The sequence below is a fragment of the Pedobacter nototheniae genome, from assembly GCF_004335085.1.
Taxonomy (GTDB): Bacteria; Bacteroidota; Bacteroidia; order Sphingobacteriales; family Sphingobacteriaceae; genus Pedobacter; species Pedobacter nototheniae.
Genome location: NZ_RQRS01000001.1, coordinates 377,572 through 400,176, shown reverse-complemented (window position 1 = coordinate 400,176; position 22,605 = coordinate 377,572). Strand labels below are relative to the sequence as shown.

Here is a 22,605-nt window from a genome sequence, read left to right as displayed (position 1 = left end):
GATACCATTAATAAAATAGATGGCACTAATGTTGGTTGTTTAAACTATAAAATTGCATATTCGCAAATTGTTAAACACAAAAACGCATGTTTGAAGCCATATTATTAGGGATTGGGGCAGGGATTATTTCGTCGTTTTTAACTGGTCCGGTATTTTTTGCCATGATTAAGACCAGTATAGAAAAAGGTTTTAAAGCTGGTTTTTCTTTAGCTGTTGGCGTAATTATAAGTGATGTAATTTTGATTGGCATTGTACTTTTTGGCAGTCAGTTTTTCGAATATAAATCCAGTTTTGATAAATATGTTGGTTTAATTGGTGGCTTATTTTTACTTGCCGTTGGGATTTATTATCTCTTTTCAAAAATCTCTATCCATTACAACAGTAACACCTTGCAAAAAGTAAGTAAGCGGGGTTATTTATTAAAAGGGTTTTTAATGTGTATTCTTACCCCTTCTACACTAATGTTTTGGATAATTGTGAGTGGAATTATTTCCGTAAAGCTTAACAATATGCTTAATGAAAAGTTGGTTTGCTTTTTTATTGCTATGGCTACACAATTAAGCATTGATGGCGCAAAAAGCTTTTACTCCAGCAAGTTACGCTATAGAATTAAAGAAGATGCACTTAAAAAATTAAATAAAATTGCGGGCATCGTCATCATATTTTTTGCCCTTTGGATGATTATAAAAACCTACCTGAAGTTTTACGCATAAACTTCATAAGTTTCGCATTTATTTTATAGAAATCCTTCCTTTTTAAGGGGCAATATTAACAGCTCTCTTTCTTATCATTAGTCCTGCGAACATTTCGAGGCTTCCTCCTATCTTTCTATTCATGTAAATTTTATCACCTGCCAACATACAAACGCTAAAATAGAATTCTTGCTTTTTATTAGGAAAGCACAAACAGCGCATCGATTATCGCTAGTCCTGCCAACCATTACAAGTCCTCAGTTCGTGCCTCACCTCCGGGCTTTCCATTCCTGTCAGGTTTATTTACACAGGCTTAAGTTATTAAACGTGATTGACGTGGCATCATCTGATTTTTCATCAGAGATAGAGCAAAAAGCAGGAACTAGCTTCGTTTAGCTTCACAAAACTGCTTTCCAAAAAAAAATAGCCCATATAAAATATGAGCTATTTAAAATATTAAGAGAAGCTTAAATTAATAAGCCCTTTGATTGTTTCCTTCTTTCCAGTTAACAAATGCTTTATTTACAACCTTGTTGCCTCCAGGGGTTGGATAATTTCCTGAGAAATACCAATCGCCCTTGTTTTTAGGACAAGCGCTGTGCAAGTTTTCAAGGCTCTGATAAATAACCTCAACCTCTGCAACGGTTCCTTTGGGTGTAATAATTTGCGCAATTTTAGCCGAAATTTCCTCAGGTGTAAAAGGTTTATAAATTTCTTTTACGTGATTTACAATTTCTTCCTTTGGCAATAATAAAGAGGCTTTACATTTCTGATAAACATCTTCTATTAACTGCCACATACCGCGTTCGGTTAACAATTGAATAGCAGCATCGAAAGCTACAAACTGCCCCATTCTGCTCATATCGATACCATAACAATCAGGATAACGAATTTGAGGTGCCGAAGAAACAATGATAATTTTTTTCGGGTGAAGGCGATCTACAATCTTAATGATACTTTGTTTTAACGTTGTACCACGAACAATTGAATCATCAAGTGCAACCAAAGTATCCTGATGGTTTTTAATAATACCGTAAGTGGTATCATAAACGTGAGCCACCATTTCGCCACGATCTGCATCCTGAGTAATAAACGTACGCAGTTTTACATCCTTAACGGCAAGCTTTTCTACTCTAGGCGCCATAGAAAGCAATTCTTCAAGCTGTGTATCACTTAATTGCTCTTTTTTGGTTAGCAAAGTATCTTTTTGATAATTGCGGATATATTGATTTACACCTTCAACCATACCAAAGAAAGCTACTTCGGCGGTGTTTGGTATAAACGAAAATACGGTGTTTTTTAAATCGTGCCCAACAGCTTTTAAAATCTGATCGCAAAGTAAGCGACCTAATTGTTTACGCTCCTGATAAATTTCGACATCACTTCCTTTAGAAAAATAAATGCGTTCAAAAGAACACGATAATTTTTCTGTAGGCTCTCTGAACTGCTCCATGCTTACTTCACCATTTTTCTTAATGATTAAAGCATGCCCTGGATCAATTTCTTTAACATCTTTAAACTGAATGTTAAAAGCGGTTTGTAAAGCAGGTCTTTCTGAAGCTGCAACTACAATCTCATCATCATAATAGTAATAAGCCGGGCGAATACCTGCCGGATCACGCATGATAAATGAATCGCCGTTACCAACCATGCCGCAGATAGAATACCCACCATCCCATGTTTTAGCCGATCGGCGTAAAATATTGGCAATGTTTAAGTTTTCAGCAATTTTTTTAGTGATGGCTACGTTATCGTGTCCTTCTTTTTTATAAGTATCAAAAAGCTCTTGATTCTCATCATCTAAAAAGTGACCAATTTTTTCTAAAACCGTTACTGTATCGGCCTTTTCTTTTGGATGCTGACCTAATTCGTAAAGTTGCTCTAGTAATTCGTCAACATTAGTCATGTTAAAATTACCGGCAATAACGAGGTTACGCGTCATCCAGTTGTTTTGCCTTAAAAAAGGGTGGCAATTTTCGATACTGTTTTTACCATGCGTACCATAACGCAAATGGCCCATTAACACCTCGCCTATAAAGCTTACGTTGTCTTTGAGCCACTCTGTATCCTGCATTAGTTCAGGCGTATTTTCTTGTATATCTACAAACTTGTTCTGCACATATTCAAATATATCTGCAACTGCATTCGAAGCCATACTCCGATATCGGCTGATATACCTGCTTCCTGGTTTCATATCCAGTTTAATGGTTGCAATACCTGCGCCATCCTGGCCTCGGTTGTGCTGTTTTTCCATTAAAAGGTATAATTTGTTAAGACCGTAAAGCGCTGTACCGTACTTTTGCTGGTAGTAAGAAAGTGGTTTTAACAGGCGAATAAAAGCGATTCCGCATTCGTGTTTTATCTGATCACTCATTGTGTGGGTTTGAAGCCGCAAAGTTATCCTTTTAAACCATTACAACCTAAACAAAAATGCTTTCTTTTATTAATGATGAGGTTTAGCTGACAGACGGTGTTTTTAATCATTAATAACCCTTAGCTGTATTATTAATTAGAATCGTTCTAAATAATTTGCAAAGTAAGTGTAATTTTTACACCTTTGCGCCGGTAACTAGAATTAGTCTAAATTGAAACAATTATACATCTTTATAATTTTCATTGTATTTTTATTCAAAGCTGCACCATTACATGCACAGAATAAAAGCATTATCCTAAGAGGTACAGTAAAAGATCATAAAAATCAAACAGTAGAATTTGCGACTGTTTTTTGTGAGGAAATGCAATTATATTCTATAACGGATGATAAAGGCAAGTTTTCTATTTCTTTTCCGTCCAACATTAATGAAATTAGTATAAAAATAAGTGCCGTTGGTAAAAAATCTACAGAGAGAAAAGTCGATCGTAAGAATTTTTTAGATGAAGTTAATGTTGTTTTGTTAGAAAGTAGTCTAACACTTCAAGATATTGAGATTAGTTCAAACTATTCTAAAACTAAAAACTCAATTTCATCAATCACATTTGACGAAGAAGCAATTGAAAGAATCCAGGCATTTAGCTTGATGGATGTATTAAATACCTTACCGGGAAAACAACTTGTTGCACCTGATATCAATTCGCCTAAAACACTTACACTAAGAAATACACTTGGTGGCACTTACGATTTAAACAATTCATTGGGTATTCCAATTATTGTAGACGGTGTTACACTTTCTAACGATGCAAATATGCAATCCAGACCTGTTGCACAACGTGGAATGGCTGGTTCGGTACTACCTGCTACAACTGGCGGCTTTGCTGGTGATGTTCCATTTCGAGGTATTGATTTGAGAGAAATACCTGTAGAATCGATCGAAAAGATTGAAGTTATACAAGGAGTTGCATCAGCAGAATATGGCGAATTAACAGATGGTGCAATCATAATTGAGCGAAAGGCTGGTAAATCACCTCTACAATTTACTACAAATCTTAATGCAGGGGCAGGCAATTATTCGTTAAATAAAGGTTTTAATCTTCCTCATAAACTAGGTGGATTAACTACGGATTTCAATTACGCAATTTCGAACAATAAACCAACTGATAATTTTCAGGAATACAGACGATATTCAGCTTCGGTACGCTGGCAGTACAACATTAATAAATTTATCAGAAATAAGTTCAGTATTGATTATAGCCGTAAGGTTGACGAGGTTAAACTTGATCCTGACGATAACAAAAAAGAGCAGTATTATTCTAAACAGAATGGAATAAGATTATCTAACACAACTGACTTTAAAGTGGCATCTAAGTATTTAAATAGTGTCAGTTTGGTTTTATCTTATTCGTATGCTAATCAGAGTAGCTATTCAGAAGAACTACTTAATCAACCACCCAAGGCGTATACTGCAAAAGATACCACCGGAATCTATGAAGGCGTGGTTTTAGGCGGGCAATACATGTCAATGGAACAAATTATAGGTAGGCCCATTACTGCAAGTGGTAATTTAAGATTTATTTCTTTACTGAGTATTGGCAATACAAACCATACCTTAACTTACGGCATTAATAGTTGTTATAGCAACAACGGCGGAAAAGGAATTGCCTACGATCCGGACAGACCAAGATTTATCAATGTTAGTGGAACTAATATTCGCCCATATTCATTTGAGCTAATACCCTCGGCTATTAATTCTGGTATTTATTTTACTGACAATATTAGCTATAGACTATTTGGGAAAAAAGTATCTTCTAATTTAGGTGTTCGTTTTGATTCTCAGAATGGATCTATATCTATACAACCTCGATTAAATACGCAAATAACTTTAAATAACCAGTGGAGCTTTGGTTTAGCCTATGGCATTTCATCAAAATCGCCAACTCTGGCGCAGCGTTATCCACCACCAGCCTGGTTAGATATTCCATTAATTTTTGCACAAACTAATGGTACTGCATTATATTTAGTGTATACAGAAAAAATTCAGGGTGCTAATCCTGATTTAAAACCAAGTAAATCTTCTCAGGCAGAATTTACCTTAAATTTTAAGAGTAAAATATTAAGCATGCGTTTAAATGCTTTTTACAAGGGCAACACAGATGGTTTTGGCTCAATAAAGCAATATCAACAACTTACCTTACCTAACTATAATTATAACTATGATGCAAGTTTAAAAAAAATAGTTTATCAGGAAAATGGAACTTTTACCAACTATTTTGACAAATCATATTACAAAATCGCTAATGTTAAAAGTTCTGATACATATGGATTTGACTGGAGCATAAGTTTTAATAAAATACCTGCAATAAATACAAGTATTTCAACCAGTACTTCTTTTATCATATCTAAAGAGAGTGATCCTACCCTTGATATTGTTCCATTAAGCACTCCAGTCATAATAAATGGACAAAATATTAATTATGGGCTATATAATCTCTCCACTAAAGATCAAAAATATGTTATTACGAGCAAATTAAACACTACCACTCATATTCCTAAGATAGGTTTTGTTGTAATGACGAACACTGATATTTATTGGGCCAATAAATTAAACTCGCAATATTCTAACAGTATTCAACCGGCCGTAGGGTATTTGAATCAAAGCATGCAGGCTGTGGCATTGCCAGAAGGACAAAGCAGTGGTATTCCACCAAGAAATTTACAGCTTACAAATACCGATCAGAAATTAGTTTATGCTGTATTCTCCATGTCGGTGGCAAAAGAAATTAATAAGCGAATTAGAATTGCAATAACAACTTACAATACGTTTAACCTCCGCCCAGAATATAGCTATCTAAATCCAGATACGGGTGTTACAACAACCATTGTTTATTCTTCGCCTCTTAGCGTAACCGGCGGAATTTCTATAAAACTTTAATTATATAATTATGAAACAAAAACTATCAATATTATTTCTCCTACTTGCAACAATTTTCGTAGGCTGTAAAAAAAATCAGGAAGAAGCAAAACCGGTGAACATAAATATCCAACTTAGTGTAGATCCTGCTAAAGTTTGGTTTGAAGTCCCTTTTGAAAAAGCTGAAGTTACCTTAATTAATAAGGCCAACAACACAAAATATTCGTTAAAAGCCAATCACCAGGGTCAATTAACATTAGAGAGTATAGCACCAGGTGTATACAGTATTAATGTATCCTTGAAAATTACTGAAGAAGAATTTACAAAATTAACCGGCACCGTTCATGAAGGAGATTACTATCTGAATTACTCATTGGATAATCAATCTTATTTTGCCAACAGCGACGTAAAAATTCAGTTAATTAACAGTGAAATTATTGGTGGCTTTGTTATTAAACAAGTTTACTTTGCAGGCTCTAATACATCATCAGGTGCAATAACAAGAGATCAATTTATAGAAATTTATAATAACACATCAGAAACTTTATATGCCGATAGCTTATTGGTGGTAGTTGCTTATGGTAAAAATGGCAAAACTACTGATAATTATTCTTTACCAAATAACCAATATGACTGGAGCAAATCTGTAGGCATTAAATATACTGGCAATGCAAATGATGATTATATTTACGCAAAAGCGATATTTATGATACCAAGTGATGGTACAGGCAAAAAATATCCAGTATTACCAGGTAAAAGTATCGTAATTGCTCAAACGGCAGTTGATCACACTAAACCATATGCCAGCAATACTGCGGGCACTACAATAGGCATTATCAATCCTGATTTAACTGTGAACTTGGCGAATGCTGATTTTGAAGTTTGGATGTATCCATACGAACAAAAAGTACAACCAGGAAGAACAATGTTTACCAGCGACATACGTAACCCGAGTGTACCAAACATGGAAACACTTTTCGCTACAAATATGAGGGATATGATTTTAAATCCGCAAGGAAAGGATTCTTATGCAATTTTAAAAGTAGATAAATCGGTTGATTTAAATAATTTACCAGCTTATGCAATTCCTACGGTTACAACTATAACCTCTAGCACAACTTTATATCCACAATTACCGGCAAAATACATTATTGATGCTGTTGAGGTAGAAGCTGTAATTTCTTCTGATCAAACTCCAAGAAGATTACCAATGGCTTATGATTCAGGTGCTGCCTCAATAACAGGAGGACCATACTCAAGCCAGTCTATTATTCGAAAAACTGCAAAAACAATAGCGGGCAGACGTGTTTTACAAGACACCAATAATTCCAGAACAGACTTTGGAGTATTAACAAAAGCAAATCCGTATAAGGATAATGCTTCATTTCTTAACTAATCAGAATACATGTTAAAAAATAAATTTTTAACCATAGTTTTAAGTTTACTTTTCTTTTCCGCTCTTGCGTATGCGCAGAACGGAAAAGATTCAGTTTATATTTTCAACCAAGATAAAAAACTGGTCGAAAATCGATTACTATCTCCAACGTTTTCGAATGGATCGGACTTAAAGAGTTATGGTTTATTACAATTGGATTTTAAGCATGAAAATGGTGGCTTTAGAAGAGCACAGGAAGCATACAAAATAAATTCACCTAAATTCCTTGCACAGGGTTTTAATGTTTTAGGTAGGTTTCGAATTGCAGGTAGTTTCGAATTTAATAAGTCTTTTGAAGATAGTTTGGCTAATGGGCAAAAAAACAATCTCGAAGATTTCACCACCTATTATCCTTACGCCAATAAAAGCGGTCACTATACAAGGCAAAACTACATTATCAAAACATCATTAAGTTATTCTGCATTTAACGATCACATATTGTCTTATCTTAACTTAGACTACCATAAACACGAAAGTTATGGCACAGTAGACCCTCGCCTAAGTTCCAACCGTTTTATTGTTAAAGTAAAGCCTGGTATAGCTTTTAAGTTTAAAAAACAGGTGATTGGAGTATATGGAATTTTAGGAAAAGCTGATGAGACAGTTTCACTATCGTATAAAAACGATAATTTTAAATCGAGCTTTGATTATCCTGATCGGATTCATTATATGCTTTATGGTTATGGGAGTTCTAAAATTAAAGACAGCAGTACCGTTTACAAATATGATAATTATAAAGGAGCGGGAATTGAGTACGCTTTAACTTCGAGTAACTGGAATATTCAGGCTTCAACAGAGTATCAACTATTTGAAAACAAAAATTACGATAGAGGTAGAACTGTAAAAGGATTTGCCACAATTGGTATTTTTTATTTAAATACCTTCTCTGGATCTTTACTTATTACTAAAAAAGAAGATAACCAAAATAATCAACAACTTGCTATCAATGCTATTTATAATGAAGGTTATGACGGTAATTTAAAAACTTCGGGTAGCCTTAACAAAGTGAATTACAGAGTTAATGCGTTCAATTTAAATATGTCTTATTATTATTTGTGGAATAAACATAAGAAGACTTCGAAAGAATTAGGTTTAACCTTTGCTTACAATCAAAATGACAAACAAGATTTAGGTCAATCGGATGGTTTAGCTTACGAACAGATACAAGCAGGTATAAGTACTAAATTATATCATCAGATCGATAACAAAAGTCGTTTTAATTTATCTCTATCTCCATATTATTCCTTCCCTTTAAATGCAACATTGAAATATAATCCAAACTCTTTAACAGAATTCATTAGAAATGTAGTTTTTACGGATTATTACTATTTTAAAGCTAAAACTATAGGTGTAGAACTTAGCGGAGAATACATTACTTCAAAGTTAATTAAGAATCAACAATTTGGTTTTTACTTTAACTATAATTATAACAATATGCTGAACCAAGAATTAAGAAACGATCTTAATCCAACATTTGTACCCAATGGGAATCGAACAGTATTACATCTCGGTATCAATATGTACTTGTAATCTAATTAATTTATAATCCCCTTGGCTTCGTCATTTTGGCTTAGCACAAGACTAGCTCTCTTAAATATAATCTTAAATCTCTATTTTAGCCCATGAATAAAGTTTTTTGCGGACTGGCAATTATCCTCACCGGTCTGATTTTATTTTCTTTTCAATCTTCTGAATTTAACAATGAAGATGATTTAAGTATCGACAGTTTACGTAAAGTATATGCTAAACCTACCGATCAATGGCCGAAGCCAACGGTTGATAAAGGCGCTGTATTTCAAGAGTTAGGAGAACTCCCGCCCTCTCCTATTGATATAAAAAATGATTCGGTTAAAAAGGTTGTTGAGCTCGGTAAAATATTATTTTTCGACCCTCGTTTATCAGGTTCAAATCAAATTTCCTGCTCAAGCTGTCATGCTCCGGATTTACATTGGGCAGATGGCCGTCAGGTTTCTGTTGGACATGACCATTTGAATAACATTAGAAATGCACCATCGCTTGAAAATGTTTGGTTTTACAAACGCTTATTCTGGGATGGAAGAGCTAATAGCTTAGAGGAACAAGCTGGTAACCCTGTAGCGGCACATAATGAAATGCATCAGGATATAAAAGCACTCCCGAAAAAACTAAGTAAGATAAAAGGCTATAAACCATATTTTACAGATGCTTTTGGTTCTGGTCAAATTACCAATCAAAGAATTTTCGAAAGTTTAGCAACTTTTCAACGTAGTATTGTGAGCAGAAGAACCCCATTTGATCGCTTTTTAGCTAAAGATAAAAATGCATTGACAGATCAGCAACTTATTGGTCTTCACTTATTTCGTACCAAAGCTCGCTGCATCAACTGCCATAATGGGCCGCTATTTACTGATAATGAGTTTCATAATGATGGTTTAACATACTATGCTCGTAAATACGAAGATTTAGGCTTATATAACGTAACTAAAAAACCTGAAGATGTGGGTAAGTTTAAAACCCCAGGTTTAAGAAACGTAATGAAAACTGCTCCATGGTTTCACAATGGTTTGTTTGCAAGCATGGATGGTGTAATGAATATGTACAATATTGGTATGCCTGTGCAAAGGGTTAAACCAGAGCAGGTAAATGATCCATTGTTGCCAAAAAACGATAAACTTTTAAAAGGATTGAGGTTAAGTGGAGCAGAGAAAGATGCAGTAATTGCCTTTTTGGATGCCTTATCTTCTCCTCCTATTTTAATTCGTGTGGAACAATTACCCAAATAATTTTGGCTTAATCAGATATTAAAAAATCCTGTTAACGAAAGCTAACAGGATTTTTTGTTTAAAATCTTTTGAAACGACAATCACATCTTCGACGATTTAAGTTCTTCTCCAAAAAAGATTGATGCATGCTCATCGAATGTTTTGGTATCTCCACTGGTAAAAAATACTTTATCTCCATTTTTACCAAGATTACTTTCTATTTCAGGATGTCTTATTAAATAATCAGCAAGGCTTTTGGCTACAATTTCTCCTTGAGCCAAAATATTAATATGATCGGGTAAAATTACTTTAAGTTTTGGCATTAACAGCGGATAATGCGTACAAGCTAAAAGGATGCAGTCTATATCTTCCGATTGCTGCATTAGCGCATTACAGTATTCATTTATAAAAAAGTCGGCACCGGGCTGCAAATGCTCGTTATTTTCGATTAACGGCACCCACATTGGGCAACTTTGCTGGTAAACTTTAATATCGGGGAAAAACTTATTAATTTCTAAAAGGTATGATTCTGAATTTACCGTTCCACGCGTACCCATTACTCCAACTTCTTTCGTGGTGGTAAAACCATCTATAACTTCGGCAGTTGGCCTAATAACGCCTAAAACTCTTTTATCTGGATACTTAGTTGGCAGGTCTCTTTGCTGGATTGTTCTAAGCGCCTTTGCTGAAGCCGTATTACAGGCAAGTATAACCAAAGGGCAACCTTGATTAAAAAGCCATTCTACACACTCTAAAGTATATTTATAAATCGTTTCAAAAGAATGGTCACCATAGGGCGACCTTGCATTATCTCCTAGGTAAATATAGTTGTAATCGGGTAATGCATCCGCAATGGACCTAAATACGGTTAAACCGCCATAACCCGAATCAAAAATGCCAATTGGTGCCTTTGTACTCATTGAACAAATATCAAGTAAAATGCTTAAAACAAAAAACGGGATCAAGTTAAACTTGATCCCGTTTTAAAATTTTTAAAGATTAAATCTTCAATCAATATTATTTTTTAGGTGCAGCTGGTTTTGCAGTAGCTGTAATACCTAACTTAGTTTTCACAGCACCAGTGATGTCATCACCACCTTCCCAGAAAACTAGGTTGTTTCCACCTTGTCCATTTGCGATATCAAAAACGTAAGCTAATCCTTTTTCTTTAGCCACAGATGAAATTGCATTAGCTACTTTAGCTTGGATTGGTTGAAATAATTCACCTTGTTTAGTACCTATGTCTTGAGAAGCTTTAGTACGAGCATCTTCAATACGTTTTCCTAACTCCTGAACTTCACCATAAGCTACTTGTAATTCTTTTGTAAGCGCTTCTCTATTTGCTTCGCTTAAAGTTTTTTCTTTTGCTTGTGCAGCTGTTGCTTTAGTCTGATATTCTTTGATCATTCCATCAATATCAGTTTGCTTCTGTTTTTGTAAAGCTTCTAAAGTAGTTTGTGCTGCTTTAGCTTCAGGTAAGTTAGCAAATACTTCTTCTGAATTAATGTGACCTAGTTTTTGTTGTGCATTTGCCATATTAGCCGTAAACACTAACCCTGCTGCCACAACAAATACGTTAATTAACTTTCTCATTTTTCTGTTTTACTTTTTTTTTATATTATACTATATTATTAATAATAGGTTTTTTAATAAAAACTATACGTCTGATTAATATCTAAATTATTAATGGCGTGTCAAATATACCATAAAAAAAAAGTTAAAAGCTCAAAATCATCTGAGCTTTTAACTTTTTTTAACACTTTATTTTTAAAGAAATTAATAATTAAGTAGTTTGATTAGCACACATGGCCAGGCAACCTTCTAAAGTATACACATAGGTTGTAAAATCGCCACAAGTACACTTAATTTGAGGAAGTGGGCTATCATATCCACCAAGTACATTTTTCATTTCAGCTTTTGTTAGTTTTTTTTGATTTTTCATATTTGTTTTCTTTTAGTATTCACCAATTTAGAAAAAAAACATCCTTGTAGTAAATTAATCAAGTAAAACATTTATTACACAAAAACCCTGATAAAAAAACGAGAGCTGTATTAGTTCACAGTCCCAGGCTTATATCCTAATTTCACAATCACGTCATTACTAACGTCATAGCTACTACTAGCGTAAATCATCATTGTAGCTTCGCTGCTTTTATCGAAAATAAAATCAAGATATTTAGCTTTTGCTATTTGTTTAATTACATCAGCAACTTTATCCTGTATAGGCTTAATTAATTTTGCTCTACTTTGGAAAAGTTCTCCATCTGGACCAAATTTTTGACGTTGAAATTCTTTAGCTTGTTTTTCTTTTTCAATAATTTCATTTTCACGACGCTTACGCATATCGTCAGTTAATAAAACTTGATCTGCCTGATAGGCTTTATACATTCTGTCAATTTCAGAAAAATTCTGATCTGCCTGTTGTTGCCATTGTTTAGATGCAACTTCTAATTGGCTTAAAGCCGATTTATACTCAGGCATGTGTTTTAAGATGTATTCTGTATCTACATAAGCAAATTTTTGTGCAAAAGCCCCAAAGGATGTGCAAAGCAGAAAAGCTATAAAAAGATATTTTTTCATTTGTGTGTGTGTTTAATGAGTAGTAATAATTGAGCAGTTATAAACTCAAATATATAAATTATTGTTTATGCTACTGCAAGCTACAAAGATACTACCAAAAAACAAAAGCCCAAGAAAACTTGGGCTTTTAACTATTTTTAACATTTGATATTAATATCTCTAATCAATTAAAATAATTGATTTATAAGATTTAGAAACCACCTAATTGTTGTGCAATACTTAAGTGGAATTGTCCTTTGTTTGCATCAGGTAAACCTGGGATTGCATCAAAGCCATATCCATAATCAATTCCTAATAAACCAAATATTGGTAAGAAGATTCTGGCACCAACACCAACTGATCTTCTGATGTTAAAAGGATTAAACTCACTAAACTTATCCCAAGTGTTACCACCCTCAGCAAAGGCTAAAACAAATGCTGTTGCTTGCTGGCTAGATATAACCGGGTAACGTGCTTCTAAAACATATTTAGTGTAGATAGGACTTCCTGATGTTTGTGCTAAATTAGGGTTAGAACCTACCGGAATAACCGTATTGTTTGCATAACCACGCATTGCGATTAACTCAGAACCTTGAAGGTAATCGAAACCTTGCATACCATCACCACCTAATTTGAAACGCTCAAATGCTGATTGACCTACTGCGCTGTTATATGTACCTAAGAAACCGAACTGTGCTTGTGCTTTAATTACGAAGTTACCTGCTACACGTTGGTACCATTGCGAATCGAATTTCCATTTGTGATATTCAGTAAATTTATATTTCTCCTTATCAGAAGCTGTTGCATAATTCACTTTGTTAAACAATGAATATGGTGGCGTTGCCTGAATTGTAAATCTGATAAATGAACCCGACTTAGGGAAAATTGGAGAATCTCTTGAATCTCTACTAATTTCTTGAGAAAGGTTAAAGTTGTAAGATGTACCTGTTGAGAATTTAAATCCTGTATAGTTATTTAAAATATACTGTTGGAAACTTACTGCATGGCTTAATTGGAAATAGTTATCTGGCCAGTTTAATCTTCTACCCAAACTTACAGTTACACCATTTAAACGAATTTTTTGATATAATGAACTATTGCTATCGTAACCGTTTGATTGTAATGAAGTAAATGCACTTACACCAAAGCTAACTGGTTTCTCGCCACCAAACCAAGGTTGAGAGAAAGAGAAACTATAAGATTGGTAATATTTACCATTTGTTTGTCCACGTAAGCTTAATTTTTGTCCATCACCTTTTGGTAGTGGTTTGTAAGCTTTTAAGTTGAATAAATTACGAAGTGAAAAGTTGTTGAAAGTTAAACCTAATGTACCGATAATACGGCCACCACCAAAACCACCTGATAACTCAATTTGATCTGAAGGTTTCTCTTCTACGGCATATTCAATATCTACAGTTCCATCAGCAGGGTTTGGTCTTGGAGTTGGTACTGTTTTAGATTCATCAAAGTTACCTAACTGACCAATTTCACGGATAGTACGGATTAAATCACTTTTATTGAATTTTTGTCCTGGTTTAGTACGAATCTCCCTCAACACAACTTTATCATTGGTAATGGTGTTACCTTTCAAAGTAATACGGTTGTTGGTATATTGTGGCCCTTCATACATACGCATTTCCACATCAACGGTATCACCATAAATTTTGGTTTGTACTGGATCAATGTTAAAAGTTAAGTAACCATTATCAGTATACATACTGTTAATATCGCCACCATTTTCGCCACCACCATTTAATTTTTTATTTAAACGCTCTTCGCTAAACACATCACCTTTTTCGATAGTTAATACTTTATTTAAAATACTATCTGGATAAATTGCGTTTCCTGCCCAGGTAATTTTACCGAAGTAATATTTTTTACCTTCATAAAGGTTCATTTTAATGTTAACCTTTTTAGCGTTGAACTGATAAATGCTATCGCTTAAAAGTTCCGCATCGCGATAACCCTTCTCGTGCATTTTAGCAATCATTTTTACTTTGTTCTCTTCATATTTCTCTTTTGAGAATTTTCCTGAACCCCAAAATCTCCACCAGGCAAATTGCTTTGGATTTTTAAGATACTTTCTAAGTTTTGCTGATTTGAATTCCTTATTGCCTGTAAAATCAATGTGCTGAACTTTTACACGGTGTCCTTTATCAATATTGGCTTCAAGCACTACACTATTTTCAGTGTTTGGATCTTTACGGGTTGTATAGTTAATTTTTGTAAAGAAGTAACCTTTATCTAACAAATATTTTTTTACAATAGCCGATGTAGTATTGTATAAGTTATCGTTTACAATTTTTCCAGTTTTATCATTCAGTTTTTCCTGAATGGCTGTTTTTTCTGATTTACGGATCCCTTTTAAATCGATTGAACTTAAACGTGGGCGCTCTACTACTTCAATTTCGAAGTAAACAGTATCCTGAACAAATTTTTCGATATTTAATTTAACATCGTCAAACAATCCTTGTGCCCAAAGCGTTTTAATTGCGTCAGAAGTTGCTTCACCTGGAAGAACTACTTTATCACCTTTGGTTAATTTAGATAATGTTACCAATACTTCTTTATCTAAGTATTGTGTACCAGTAACCGTGGTACCACCGATGATAAATTCTTTAGGACTGAAATAATCGAGATCTAAGCCACCAACCTTGAAAGAGGGTGTTGCCGGAGCCTGACCTGTTGGACGTATTTGAGCAAAGGCCGGAGTGGCTAAAACTAATAGGATTAAAACTTGAAATATTCTTTTCATTAAAATAATTTGTTCAGTAATGACCACGAAGGTAACAATGTTTTATAAAGAGAAATTACTTTATTGTTTACCCTTGTTGTGGTTTCATTTATCGTATAAAAGTGGTGCTAAGTTAGTTTAAACGCTTGTTAAAAAGTGTTAAAAGAAAAATTAGTTTAATTGTTCGCTAATTTTGCCAAAACGGCGTTCGCGTTTTTGATAATCTACAATAGCTTCAAAAAGGTTTTCCCTTCTGAAATCCGGCCATAAAACATCAGTAAAATAAAATTCGGTATAAGCCATTTGCCACAACAAATAATTGCTGATTCTGTGCTCTCCGCTTGTCCTAATCATTAATTCTGGATCAGGAATGTTTACAGTAGTTAACTCAGAAGAAAACAGGTTTTCATCTATATCATCAATTGAAATAGAACCATTTTTAACGGCTGCCGCAATGTTTTTTGTTGCTTGTAAAATTTCCCATTTGGCACTATAGCTTAAGGCTAATGTTAACGTACATTTTTTGTTGTGCGCAGTTTTAGCCATCGCTTCGTTTAAATCATCAATACATTCTTGCGGTAAGGAAGAGATATTGCCGATTGCATTAAGCTTTATATTATTTTTATTAAGCGTTTCGGTTTCTTTATTTATGGTAGAAATAAGGATTTGCATTAAAGCATCTACCTCTTCTTTTGGTCTGTTCCAGTTTTCTGTAGAAAAAGCATAAAGCGTAAGGTACTCAATACCTACATCTACACAGCCTTCTACAATATCTTTTACAGAAAGTACACCTTGCTCATGCCCGAAAACACGCATTTTACCCTGGCCTTTTGCCCAGCGTCCATTACCATCCATAATCACGGCAATGTGCTTTGGCAGGCGGCTATAGTCTATTTGTTCTTTAAATCCCATTAATTATATCAAAATCAGCTTAAAAGGAATAGCATTTTGAGGATACAAAGGTAAAAGATATGCCAACACTAACAAATAGATAAGTGTCCCTTTTTCTAAAATCGCCCCTCTGTGTACCAGGCTTGCCAATATTATTATAGTTTGGGTTGTTAGGATCTGCCGGATTTGTCAAATTTACGGCCGGATTACCTACAAATTTTGGGTTTACAGGGTAAACACCACTAACATCGTCAATATAATCTGTAAGTGGCGTTCTATAACCAATTTCGGCAAAAACATTCCAAGTGTCTTTATAATTGTATTTTACGCCGCCGCCATAAGGAATTGTAACTACTGCATTTTTATATCCATTTTCCTGACCTTCAGTCGATAGCCTATCTAAACGGTATTTCTCTCCATTATATTTTGCTGTTGGCTGAAAAATAACAAGACCTACGCCGGTAAACAAATAAGGAGAAAACCTTCTGTTGCCGCCGCTTGGTTTATAATCAAAGAAATTAAATTCTAATAAGCCTGAAAATTCGTTTAGTGTTGTTTTAAAACGGAGGTTACGATCTCTAAATTGTTCATTGCTAGATTTTGCATCATCAGCACTTACCTGTCCGAAGGTATAATTTGCCCTAAAGCCTAAATAAGGATTAAAGTTTCGCTTTGCAAAAACACCTGCAGATACACCACTAATTTGTAAGGGATTATTTTGATTAAGATCGCCCATGTAACCAGCTGCGCCTCCAGCTACGCCAATTTCCCATGTTCCTTCTTGTGCACTGGCAAACCCAGCACTAAAAAGAAGTAGAAGAACAGTTAAAATAGACTTATTTATAGGCATATTAGTAATTACGGGTATCAATACCCCACAATAATTTATTCCTTAACGTGTTTAAATACGTTTCATTGTTAAGGCGAATAAGATTTATGCAAAAGTCGGCTTTTTTTATGGTAATTTTTACTGATCGTTCTACGGTTACTGTTCTACTATCGCATGATACTAAGAATTTCGATTCCCGGGCTTCCACTTCAAAGGATAATTCGTTATCATCAGGCACAACAACTGGCCTTACATTTAAATTATGCGGCGCTATTGGTGTAACTACAAAATTTTCTGAATCAGGATATATAATTGGCCCTCCGCAGCTTAAAGAGTATGCTGTTGAGCCTGTTGGGGTTGCTATAATTAAACCATCAGCCCAATAAGAGTTTATAAATTCATTATTCATGGAGGCATGAATAATCATCATGGCTGAATTATCACGGCGGTGAATGGTAATATCGTTAAGGGCAAAATTTTCTTCGCCAAAAAGTTTATTTTCAGATTCTAAGGTTAAAAGCGAGCGACTATCTAAAGTAAATTCTTTATTAATTAGCGCATTTAACGCAGATTTTATTTCATTTTTATTGATGCTTGCTAAAAAGCCTAACCGACCAAAGTTAATACCGATTACAGGAATTCCTGAATTTCTAATGAGCGAAAGTGTATCAAGCAAAGTTCCATCACCGCCTAAGCTTAATAAAACATCAGCATGCTCTTTTAATTCTTTGTGGTTATGAAAAATGATGGTACCTGCAGGTAATTTTATTTTACCGTGCAAAGAAGTTTTAAACTTTGAATATAAAACAGGCTGAATTTTATGATCACTCAAATGATTAAAAATTTCCTGTACATAGGGCAATACTGTATCGTTAAAATCTCTCCCGTAAATTGCAATCCTCATACGTTAAGTTTAAACATTTAAATAATTCATGAAAGAATCAAATCGCTCTTGCGAGCCGTTATCAATTTGAGTGTTATTATAAACCTCTTTTACCAGATAGTCGTAACGCTCTAGCGACGCTACTAACGATGTTATTTCTGTTTTATTTACTTTAAGTGTTAATTCTAAACGGGTAGAGTTTTCAAAAGAATTAACGTAAGAAGATAATATTTGAGCATTATCGGCTTCAACAATTTGCGAAATATGTGCTAAAGAATTATCACGATTGCTTATTTCAAGCACAATAATTCCACCTTGTTCATTTACAGCATATTGATCGGCAACGTAATCCACTATATTATTAATGGATACTACACCCAAATATTTTTTTTGCTGATCTAAAACTGGAACGACAGTTAATTTAAGCTGGCTTAACAACCTAATTACATCATAAGTATGTGCGTTGTTAAAAACAAAAGCGTTTAATAGATTTAAAGATATATCTTTTATTTGCTGCTTATGGTCTTGAATACCCAAAAGATCATCTTCAGAAGCTATTCCAATAAACTGCAAGTCGTTAACAACAGGCATATGTTTTAGTTTAAATTCGTTCATACGATCTAAAACTTTCTGCACCGTGTCATCGGTTCTTACTGGTGGTATAACACTTGATATGATTTCTTCAGCAAACATTTATTTCAATAAAATTCTATCCAAAAATTTCTCTAAAAAGGTATTAAATATTTCTGGGTGTTCCATCATTGGAACGTGCCCACATTTATCAACCCAATTTAACTCTGAGTTTGGTAAAAGTTCATGAAACTCTTCTGCAACCTCAGGTGGCGTAACTTTATCATTTCTACCCCAAATTAATGAAACGGGAATAGTAATTTTCGATAATTCTTTAGCCATATTATGTCGGATAGCCGATTTTGCCATAGTTAAAATCCTGATTACCCTTGATCTATCGTTAACGGTTTTAAAAACATCATCAACAAGCTCTTTAGTTGCAATTGCAGGATCATAAAAAGTAAAGGCTACCTTTTCTTTAACATAATCATAGCTTTCTCTCCGTGGAAAAGACCCACCGAAAGCATTTTCATATAAACCAGAACTTCCGGTAAGCACTAAAGCTTTTACAAATTCTTGGTGTGCTACGGTAAAAACCAAACCAACGTGCCCACCCAAAGAGTTACCAATAAGTACAACTTGATTTAAGTTTTTATATTTCAAAAAACGATGAACATATCTCGACAGGGCTTTTACGCCTAAAGTTAAAATCGGTAATTCGTAAATTGGCAAAATAGGAACAACAATATGATAACGATCTTTGAAACGTTCAATAACGAGCTCCCAGTTGCTTAATTCGCCCATAAGGCCATGCAGCAATACCAGTGTTTCGCCCTTTCCAGCTTCTACATATTTAAATCCGTCTTCTTCAATTATCTCGTAAGTCATATTATTTTAGATGGTATTGTGCTACTAAGTTAGTGGAGTAAAATTAATTTTTTGCATTTATGTGCCATTTTTCTGAAATAAAAACGAAAACGGTACAAAAACACTCTTAAAAACATCAGGAAGCAGATATATGGATTTGTTGAGTTTTAAATACCTCAATTAAGCCTATAATAAGCAACCTTTTGGCAAAGCTTAAGCCAGTTTTTCTTTTACAATTTCGGCAATAAGTTTACCATCGGCCTTACCCGCTAGTTCTTTATTAGCCATGCCCATAACTTTTCCCATATCTTTAACTGATGTAGCACCAGATTGTTTGATAACTGCTTCAATAATTACAGCAACCTTCGCTCTATCTAATTGTTTTGGTAAAAACTGATTAATTACTTCAATTTCTTCTTCTTCTACTTTATATAAATCTTCGCGATTTTGTTGTTTATAAATATCAGCTGACTCGCGACGTTGTTTAATTAGTTTTTGAAGAATTTTTAATTCCGTTTCTTCCGTAATTTCTTCTGCTGCTCCTTTTTCAGTTTTGGCTAAAAGCAAAGCTGCTTTTATTGCTCTTAAACCTCTTAATTGTGCATCGTTTTTAGCCAACATGGCTTTTTTAATTTCTTGATTTATTATATCTGATATCATTTCTTTTTAGTTAATTATTTGAATTGCTTAACTGTTGAATAATTTAAGCAATTAATTTCGTTTAACGATAGTTGCCGTTGCTTGTGCAGTTGGCATAATTAGCATATCGTTAATATTTACATGTTTAGGGCGACTTACGGCATACCAGATTGCATCGGCAATATCATCAGCAATAAGAGGTTCTAAGCCATCATAAACTTTTTTTGCCTTGTCTTCATCTCCTTTAAACCGCACCACAGAGAACTCTGTTTCAACCATACCAGGGTTAATTTGCGTTACTTTAATGCCGTGCTGCAAAAGATCTATTCGCATGCCTCTACTTAATGCATCTACAGCATGTTTACTGGCACAATATACATTCCCGTTTGGATAAACTTCTTTTCCAGCAATAGAACCTATGTTAACAATATGCCCTTGTTGATTCGGAATCATCCAGTTGGACACAATTTTAGTAATATAAAGCAACCCTTTTACATTTGTATCTATCATGGTATCCCAATCATTCGGATCTCCTTTATCAATTGGATCCAAACCCTGGCTTAAACCTGCATTATTAATTAAAACATCAACTTTTTTCCACTCTGCAGAAATACCCTCCAGCGCTGCTGATAAATTATCCTTCTCTCTAACATCTGCAAAAACCTGTTTTATGGTAATTGCATACTTATCTTCTAAATGATGCGCAATTTTAGCCAAGCGATCTTCACGACGGGCTAATAAAATTAAATTGTAACCTTGCTGAGCAAATATGTGTGCACAAGCCTCGCCTATTCCGGAAGTTGCGCCTGTTATTAATGCAATTTTAGACATATTGTTGAAATTTAATATCATTTATACTCTTCAACTTATTGGCTTAAGAATAACAAATGATGGCAAAGGTAAGTTTTTTTGCTTGCTATGCTTTATTGAAAAATCAGACTGAAAGTTAATTGACGTAATTTTAACTTATCAATTGGATTTGCAAACGCAGTATTGTCGTGCTGGAGTAAATCATTTGTAGAATAAGAGAGCTTAATTTCGGGCGATACCTTAAAATACTCGAAATATAAATCGCATCCTATTCCTGTTTCGTACGAAAGATAATTCCTTTTACTTTTAAGAAACTTTTCTGCAGGTGGTAGACCATCATCAAAGGTTTTCTTTTTTGAAGCAATATCAATTGAATACTTCATGCCACCCATCCAATAGGCTCTGAAATTATTTTGCCTGTTTGATTTTATCTTAATACCAAGCGGAAACTCAAACATTGTTGCCTGAATTTTCTTATCTATTGTACTATCATAAGTTTTAGTTTGCCCGTTTGGCAATGTTTCCGGCGGGATAGGCTCATATTCATAACGCACCACCCGATCGCTAAAAATCAAGGATGGTGTAGCCCGAATGTCAAAATTATCCGTTACCCTCCTATTCATTACAAAACCCAAACCAAAACCTTGAGATGGCGGACTTGAAATAGACCTTAAAGAATTGGTAACCTTAGCACTACCAGGCGAAGGATTGTAAGAAATATCGTTTGTATTGGGCACATCATAAAATGCACTTTGCCAATTGCTCTTTTTTAAAATTTTATATTCTGCAGAGATGTATTGAAAATTAAAACCCCAGCTCCAATCTTCATCATCTACACCTCCGCCCCAATTTTGGGCAAAAGTTGTGGTTGATAGCATAAAAAGGAGGATAATGAGGCTTAATTTTTTTATCATTTAGTGCCGATATAAATAGAACTTATTCCAAACGTTAAAATTCTTTGTTTGGTACTTTTAAAGCCCACTTTTTCCATTAATGCCGTAAAATCATTACCATCAGGAAAAGCGGCAACAGACTCAGGTAGGTAAGTATAAGCACGAGTATCTTTAGAAAAAAACCTACCGAAGAAAGGCAAAATTTGTTTAAAATAGAAACCGTACAATTGCTTAACTGGAAATGCTTTAGGTTTAGAAAACTCTAAAACTACAATTTTACCATTAGGCTTTAATACCCTGAACATATCTTTTAGTCCTTTTTCAAGGTTTTCGAAGTTACGCACACCATATGCAACTGTAATTGCATCGAAGGTATTATCTTCAAAATGCAAACCTTCAGAATCGCCAAGTTGAACAGAAAAAATCTCGCTTAAATTGCGCTCACTTATTTTCTTTTTGGCAACATTAAGCATTCCTTCAGAAATATCTACACCAATAACTTTCTCCGGATTTAACTTTTTAATGGCTTCAAAAGCGAAATCACCCGTTCCAGTGGCTACATCAAGCATTATTCTTGGGTGAATAGAAACCAATTCTTTAATTGCCTTTTTACGCCATAAAACATCAATCCCTAAGGAAAGGAAGTGATTTAAGAAATCGTATTTGTGAGAAATATTGTTAAACATAATTGCAACCTGCTCTTTTTTGGTTGCATCTTCAACTTGGTATGGGGTGATATTCTGATTCATGATATGTGGCAAAGATAAAGAAAAGAGT

20 protein-coding genes are annotated in these 22,605 nt (G+C 34.3%); 5 read left to right on the top strand and 15 right to left on the bottom strand.

The features are described from left to right. Positions 1 to 86 precede the first annotated feature (86 nt). A complete protein-coding gene (locus EHC72_RS01725; RefSeq protein ID WP_131535750.1) occupies positions 87 to 713 on the top strand; it encodes a LysE family translocator in 627 nt (208 codons plus the stop codon). A gap of 451 nt (positions 714 to 1,164) precedes the next feature. On the opposite strand, the gene EHC72_RS01720 is transcribed toward EHC72_RS01725, so the two are convergent. Continuing rightward, the gene (locus tag EHC72_RS01720; RefSeq protein WP_131535749.1) at positions 1,165 to 3,066 is read right to left on the bottom strand and encodes an amidophosphoribosyltransferase; all 1,902 of its coding nucleotides are present in this window, start codon (positions 3,064 to 3,066) and stop codon (positions 1,165 to 1,167) included. A gap of 211 nt (positions 3,067 to 3,277) precedes the next feature. Between EHC72_RS01720 and EHC72_RS01715 the strand changes: the two genes are divergently transcribed. The 4 genes from EHC72_RS01715 to EHC72_RS01700 all read left to right on the top strand — a co-directional run bounded on the left by EHC72_RS01715 (position 3,278) and on the right by EHC72_RS01700 (position 10,174). Next, a complete protein-coding gene (locus tag EHC72_RS01715) occupies positions 3,278 to 5,998 on the top strand; it encodes a TonB-dependent receptor (protein WP_131535748.1) in 2,721 nt (906 codons plus the stop codon). 10 nt (positions 5,999 to 6,008) lie between these two features. Beyond that, complete coding sequence (locus EHC72_RS01710) at positions 6,009 to 7,373, top strand: DUF4876 domain-containing protein (RefSeq protein WP_131535747.1); 1,365 nt, start codon at positions 6,009 to 6,011, stop codon at positions 7,371 to 7,373. 9 nt (positions 7,374 to 7,382) lie between these two features. Next, a complete protein-coding gene (locus EHC72_RS01705) occupies positions 7,383 to 8,942 on the top strand; it encodes a DUF6850 family outer membrane beta-barrel protein (protein WP_131535746.1) in 1,560 nt (519 codons plus the stop codon). Positions 8,943 to 9,034: 92 nt separating this feature from the next. Beyond that, positions 9,035 to 10,174 carry a cytochrome-c peroxidase gene (locus EHC72_RS01700; RefSeq protein ID WP_131535745.1) on the top strand — a complete coding sequence of 380 codons (1,140 nt, stop codon included), beginning with the start codon at positions 9,035 to 9,037 and terminating at the stop codon, positions 10,172 to 10,174. 80 nt (positions 10,175 to 10,254) lie between these two features. On the opposite strand, the gene murI is transcribed toward EHC72_RS01700, so the two are convergent. The 14 genes from murI to ubiE form a co-directional block, all read right to left on the bottom strand. Further along, complete coding sequence (murI, locus tag EHC72_RS01695) at positions 10,255 to 11,073, bottom strand: glutamate racemase (protein ID WP_131535744.1); 819 nt, start codon at positions 11,071 to 11,073, stop codon at positions 10,255 to 10,257. A 97-nt stretch (positions 11,074 to 11,170) separates the two neighbouring features. After that, a complete protein-coding gene (locus EHC72_RS01690) occupies positions 11,171 to 11,746 on the bottom strand; it encodes an OmpH family outer membrane protein (RefSeq protein WP_131535743.1) in 576 nt (191 codons plus the stop codon). A 190-nt stretch (positions 11,747 to 11,936) separates the two neighbouring features. Beyond that, positions 11,937 to 12,095 carry a bacteriocin-like protein gene (locus EHC72_RS23165; RefSeq protein WP_449415925.1) on the bottom strand — a complete coding sequence of 53 codons (159 nt, stop codon included), beginning with the start codon at positions 12,093 to 12,095 and terminating at the stop codon, positions 11,937 to 11,939. Between the two features lie 110 nt (positions 12,096 to 12,205). Further along, positions 12,206 to 12,733: an OmpH family outer membrane protein gene (locus EHC72_RS01685; RefSeq protein ID WP_131535742.1), complete on the bottom strand. Its 528-nt coding sequence runs from the start codon at positions 12,731 to 12,733 to the stop codon at positions 12,206 to 12,208. A gap of 190 nt (positions 12,734 to 12,923) precedes the next feature. Next, positions 12,924 to 15,467, bottom strand: a complete 2,544-nt coding sequence (gene bamA, locus EHC72_RS01680) for an outer membrane protein assembly factor BamA (protein WP_131535741.1) — start codon at positions 15,465 to 15,467, stop codon at positions 12,924 to 12,926. A 150-nt stretch (positions 15,468 to 15,617) separates the two neighbouring features. After that, the gene (locus EHC72_RS01675; protein WP_131535740.1) at positions 15,618 to 16,358 is read right to left on the bottom strand and encodes an isoprenyl transferase; all 741 of its coding nucleotides are present in this window, start codon (positions 16,356 to 16,358) and stop codon (positions 15,618 to 15,620) included. A 19-nt stretch (positions 16,359 to 16,377) separates the two neighbouring features. Then, positions 16,378 to 17,187 carry a type IX secretion system protein PorG gene (gene porG / locus EHC72_RS01670; RefSeq protein WP_131535739.1) on the bottom strand — a complete coding sequence of 270 codons (810 nt, stop codon included), beginning with the start codon at positions 17,185 to 17,187 and terminating at the stop codon, positions 16,378 to 16,380. A 1-nt stretch (position 17,188) separates the two neighbouring features. Then, positions 17,189 to 18,070: an NAD kinase gene (locus EHC72_RS01665; RefSeq protein ID WP_131535738.1), complete on the bottom strand. Its 882-nt coding sequence runs from the start codon at positions 18,068 to 18,070 to the stop codon at positions 17,189 to 17,191. A 9-nt stretch (positions 18,071 to 18,079) separates the two neighbouring features. After that, a complete protein-coding gene (locus EHC72_RS01660) occupies positions 18,080 to 18,742 on the bottom strand; it encodes a CBS domain-containing protein (protein ID WP_131535737.1) in 663 nt (220 codons plus the stop codon). Then, complete coding sequence (locus EHC72_RS01655; RefSeq protein ID WP_131535736.1) at positions 18,743 to 19,507, bottom strand: alpha/beta fold hydrolase; 765 nt, start codon at positions 19,505 to 19,507, stop codon at positions 18,743 to 18,745. A 192-nt stretch (positions 19,508 to 19,699) separates the two neighbouring features. Continuing rightward, positions 19,700 to 20,146 carry a GatB/YqeY domain-containing protein gene (locus EHC72_RS01650; RefSeq protein ID WP_131535735.1) on the bottom strand — a complete coding sequence of 149 codons (447 nt, stop codon included), beginning with the start codon at positions 20,144 to 20,146 and terminating at the stop codon, positions 19,700 to 19,702. Between the two features lie 51 nt (positions 20,147 to 20,197). After that, a complete protein-coding gene (locus EHC72_RS01645; protein WP_131535734.1) occupies positions 20,198 to 20,956 on the bottom strand; it encodes an SDR family NAD(P)-dependent oxidoreductase in 759 nt (252 codons plus the stop codon). A 92-nt stretch (positions 20,957 to 21,048) separates the two neighbouring features. Further along, a complete protein-coding gene (gene porT / locus EHC72_RS01640) occupies positions 21,049 to 21,849 on the bottom strand; it encodes a type IX secretion/gliding motility protein PorT/SprT (protein ID WP_131535733.1) in 801 nt (266 codons plus the stop codon). Next, positions 21,846 to 22,577, bottom strand: a complete 732-nt coding sequence (gene ubiE, locus EHC72_RS01635) for a bifunctional demethylmenaquinone methyltransferase/2-methoxy-6-polyprenyl-1,4-benzoquinol methylase UbiE (RefSeq protein ID WP_170311704.1) — start codon at positions 22,575 to 22,577, stop codon at positions 21,846 to 21,848. Before ubiE ends, porT begins: the two co-directional genes overlap by 4 nt. Positions 22,578 to 22,605 lie beyond the last annotated feature (28 nt).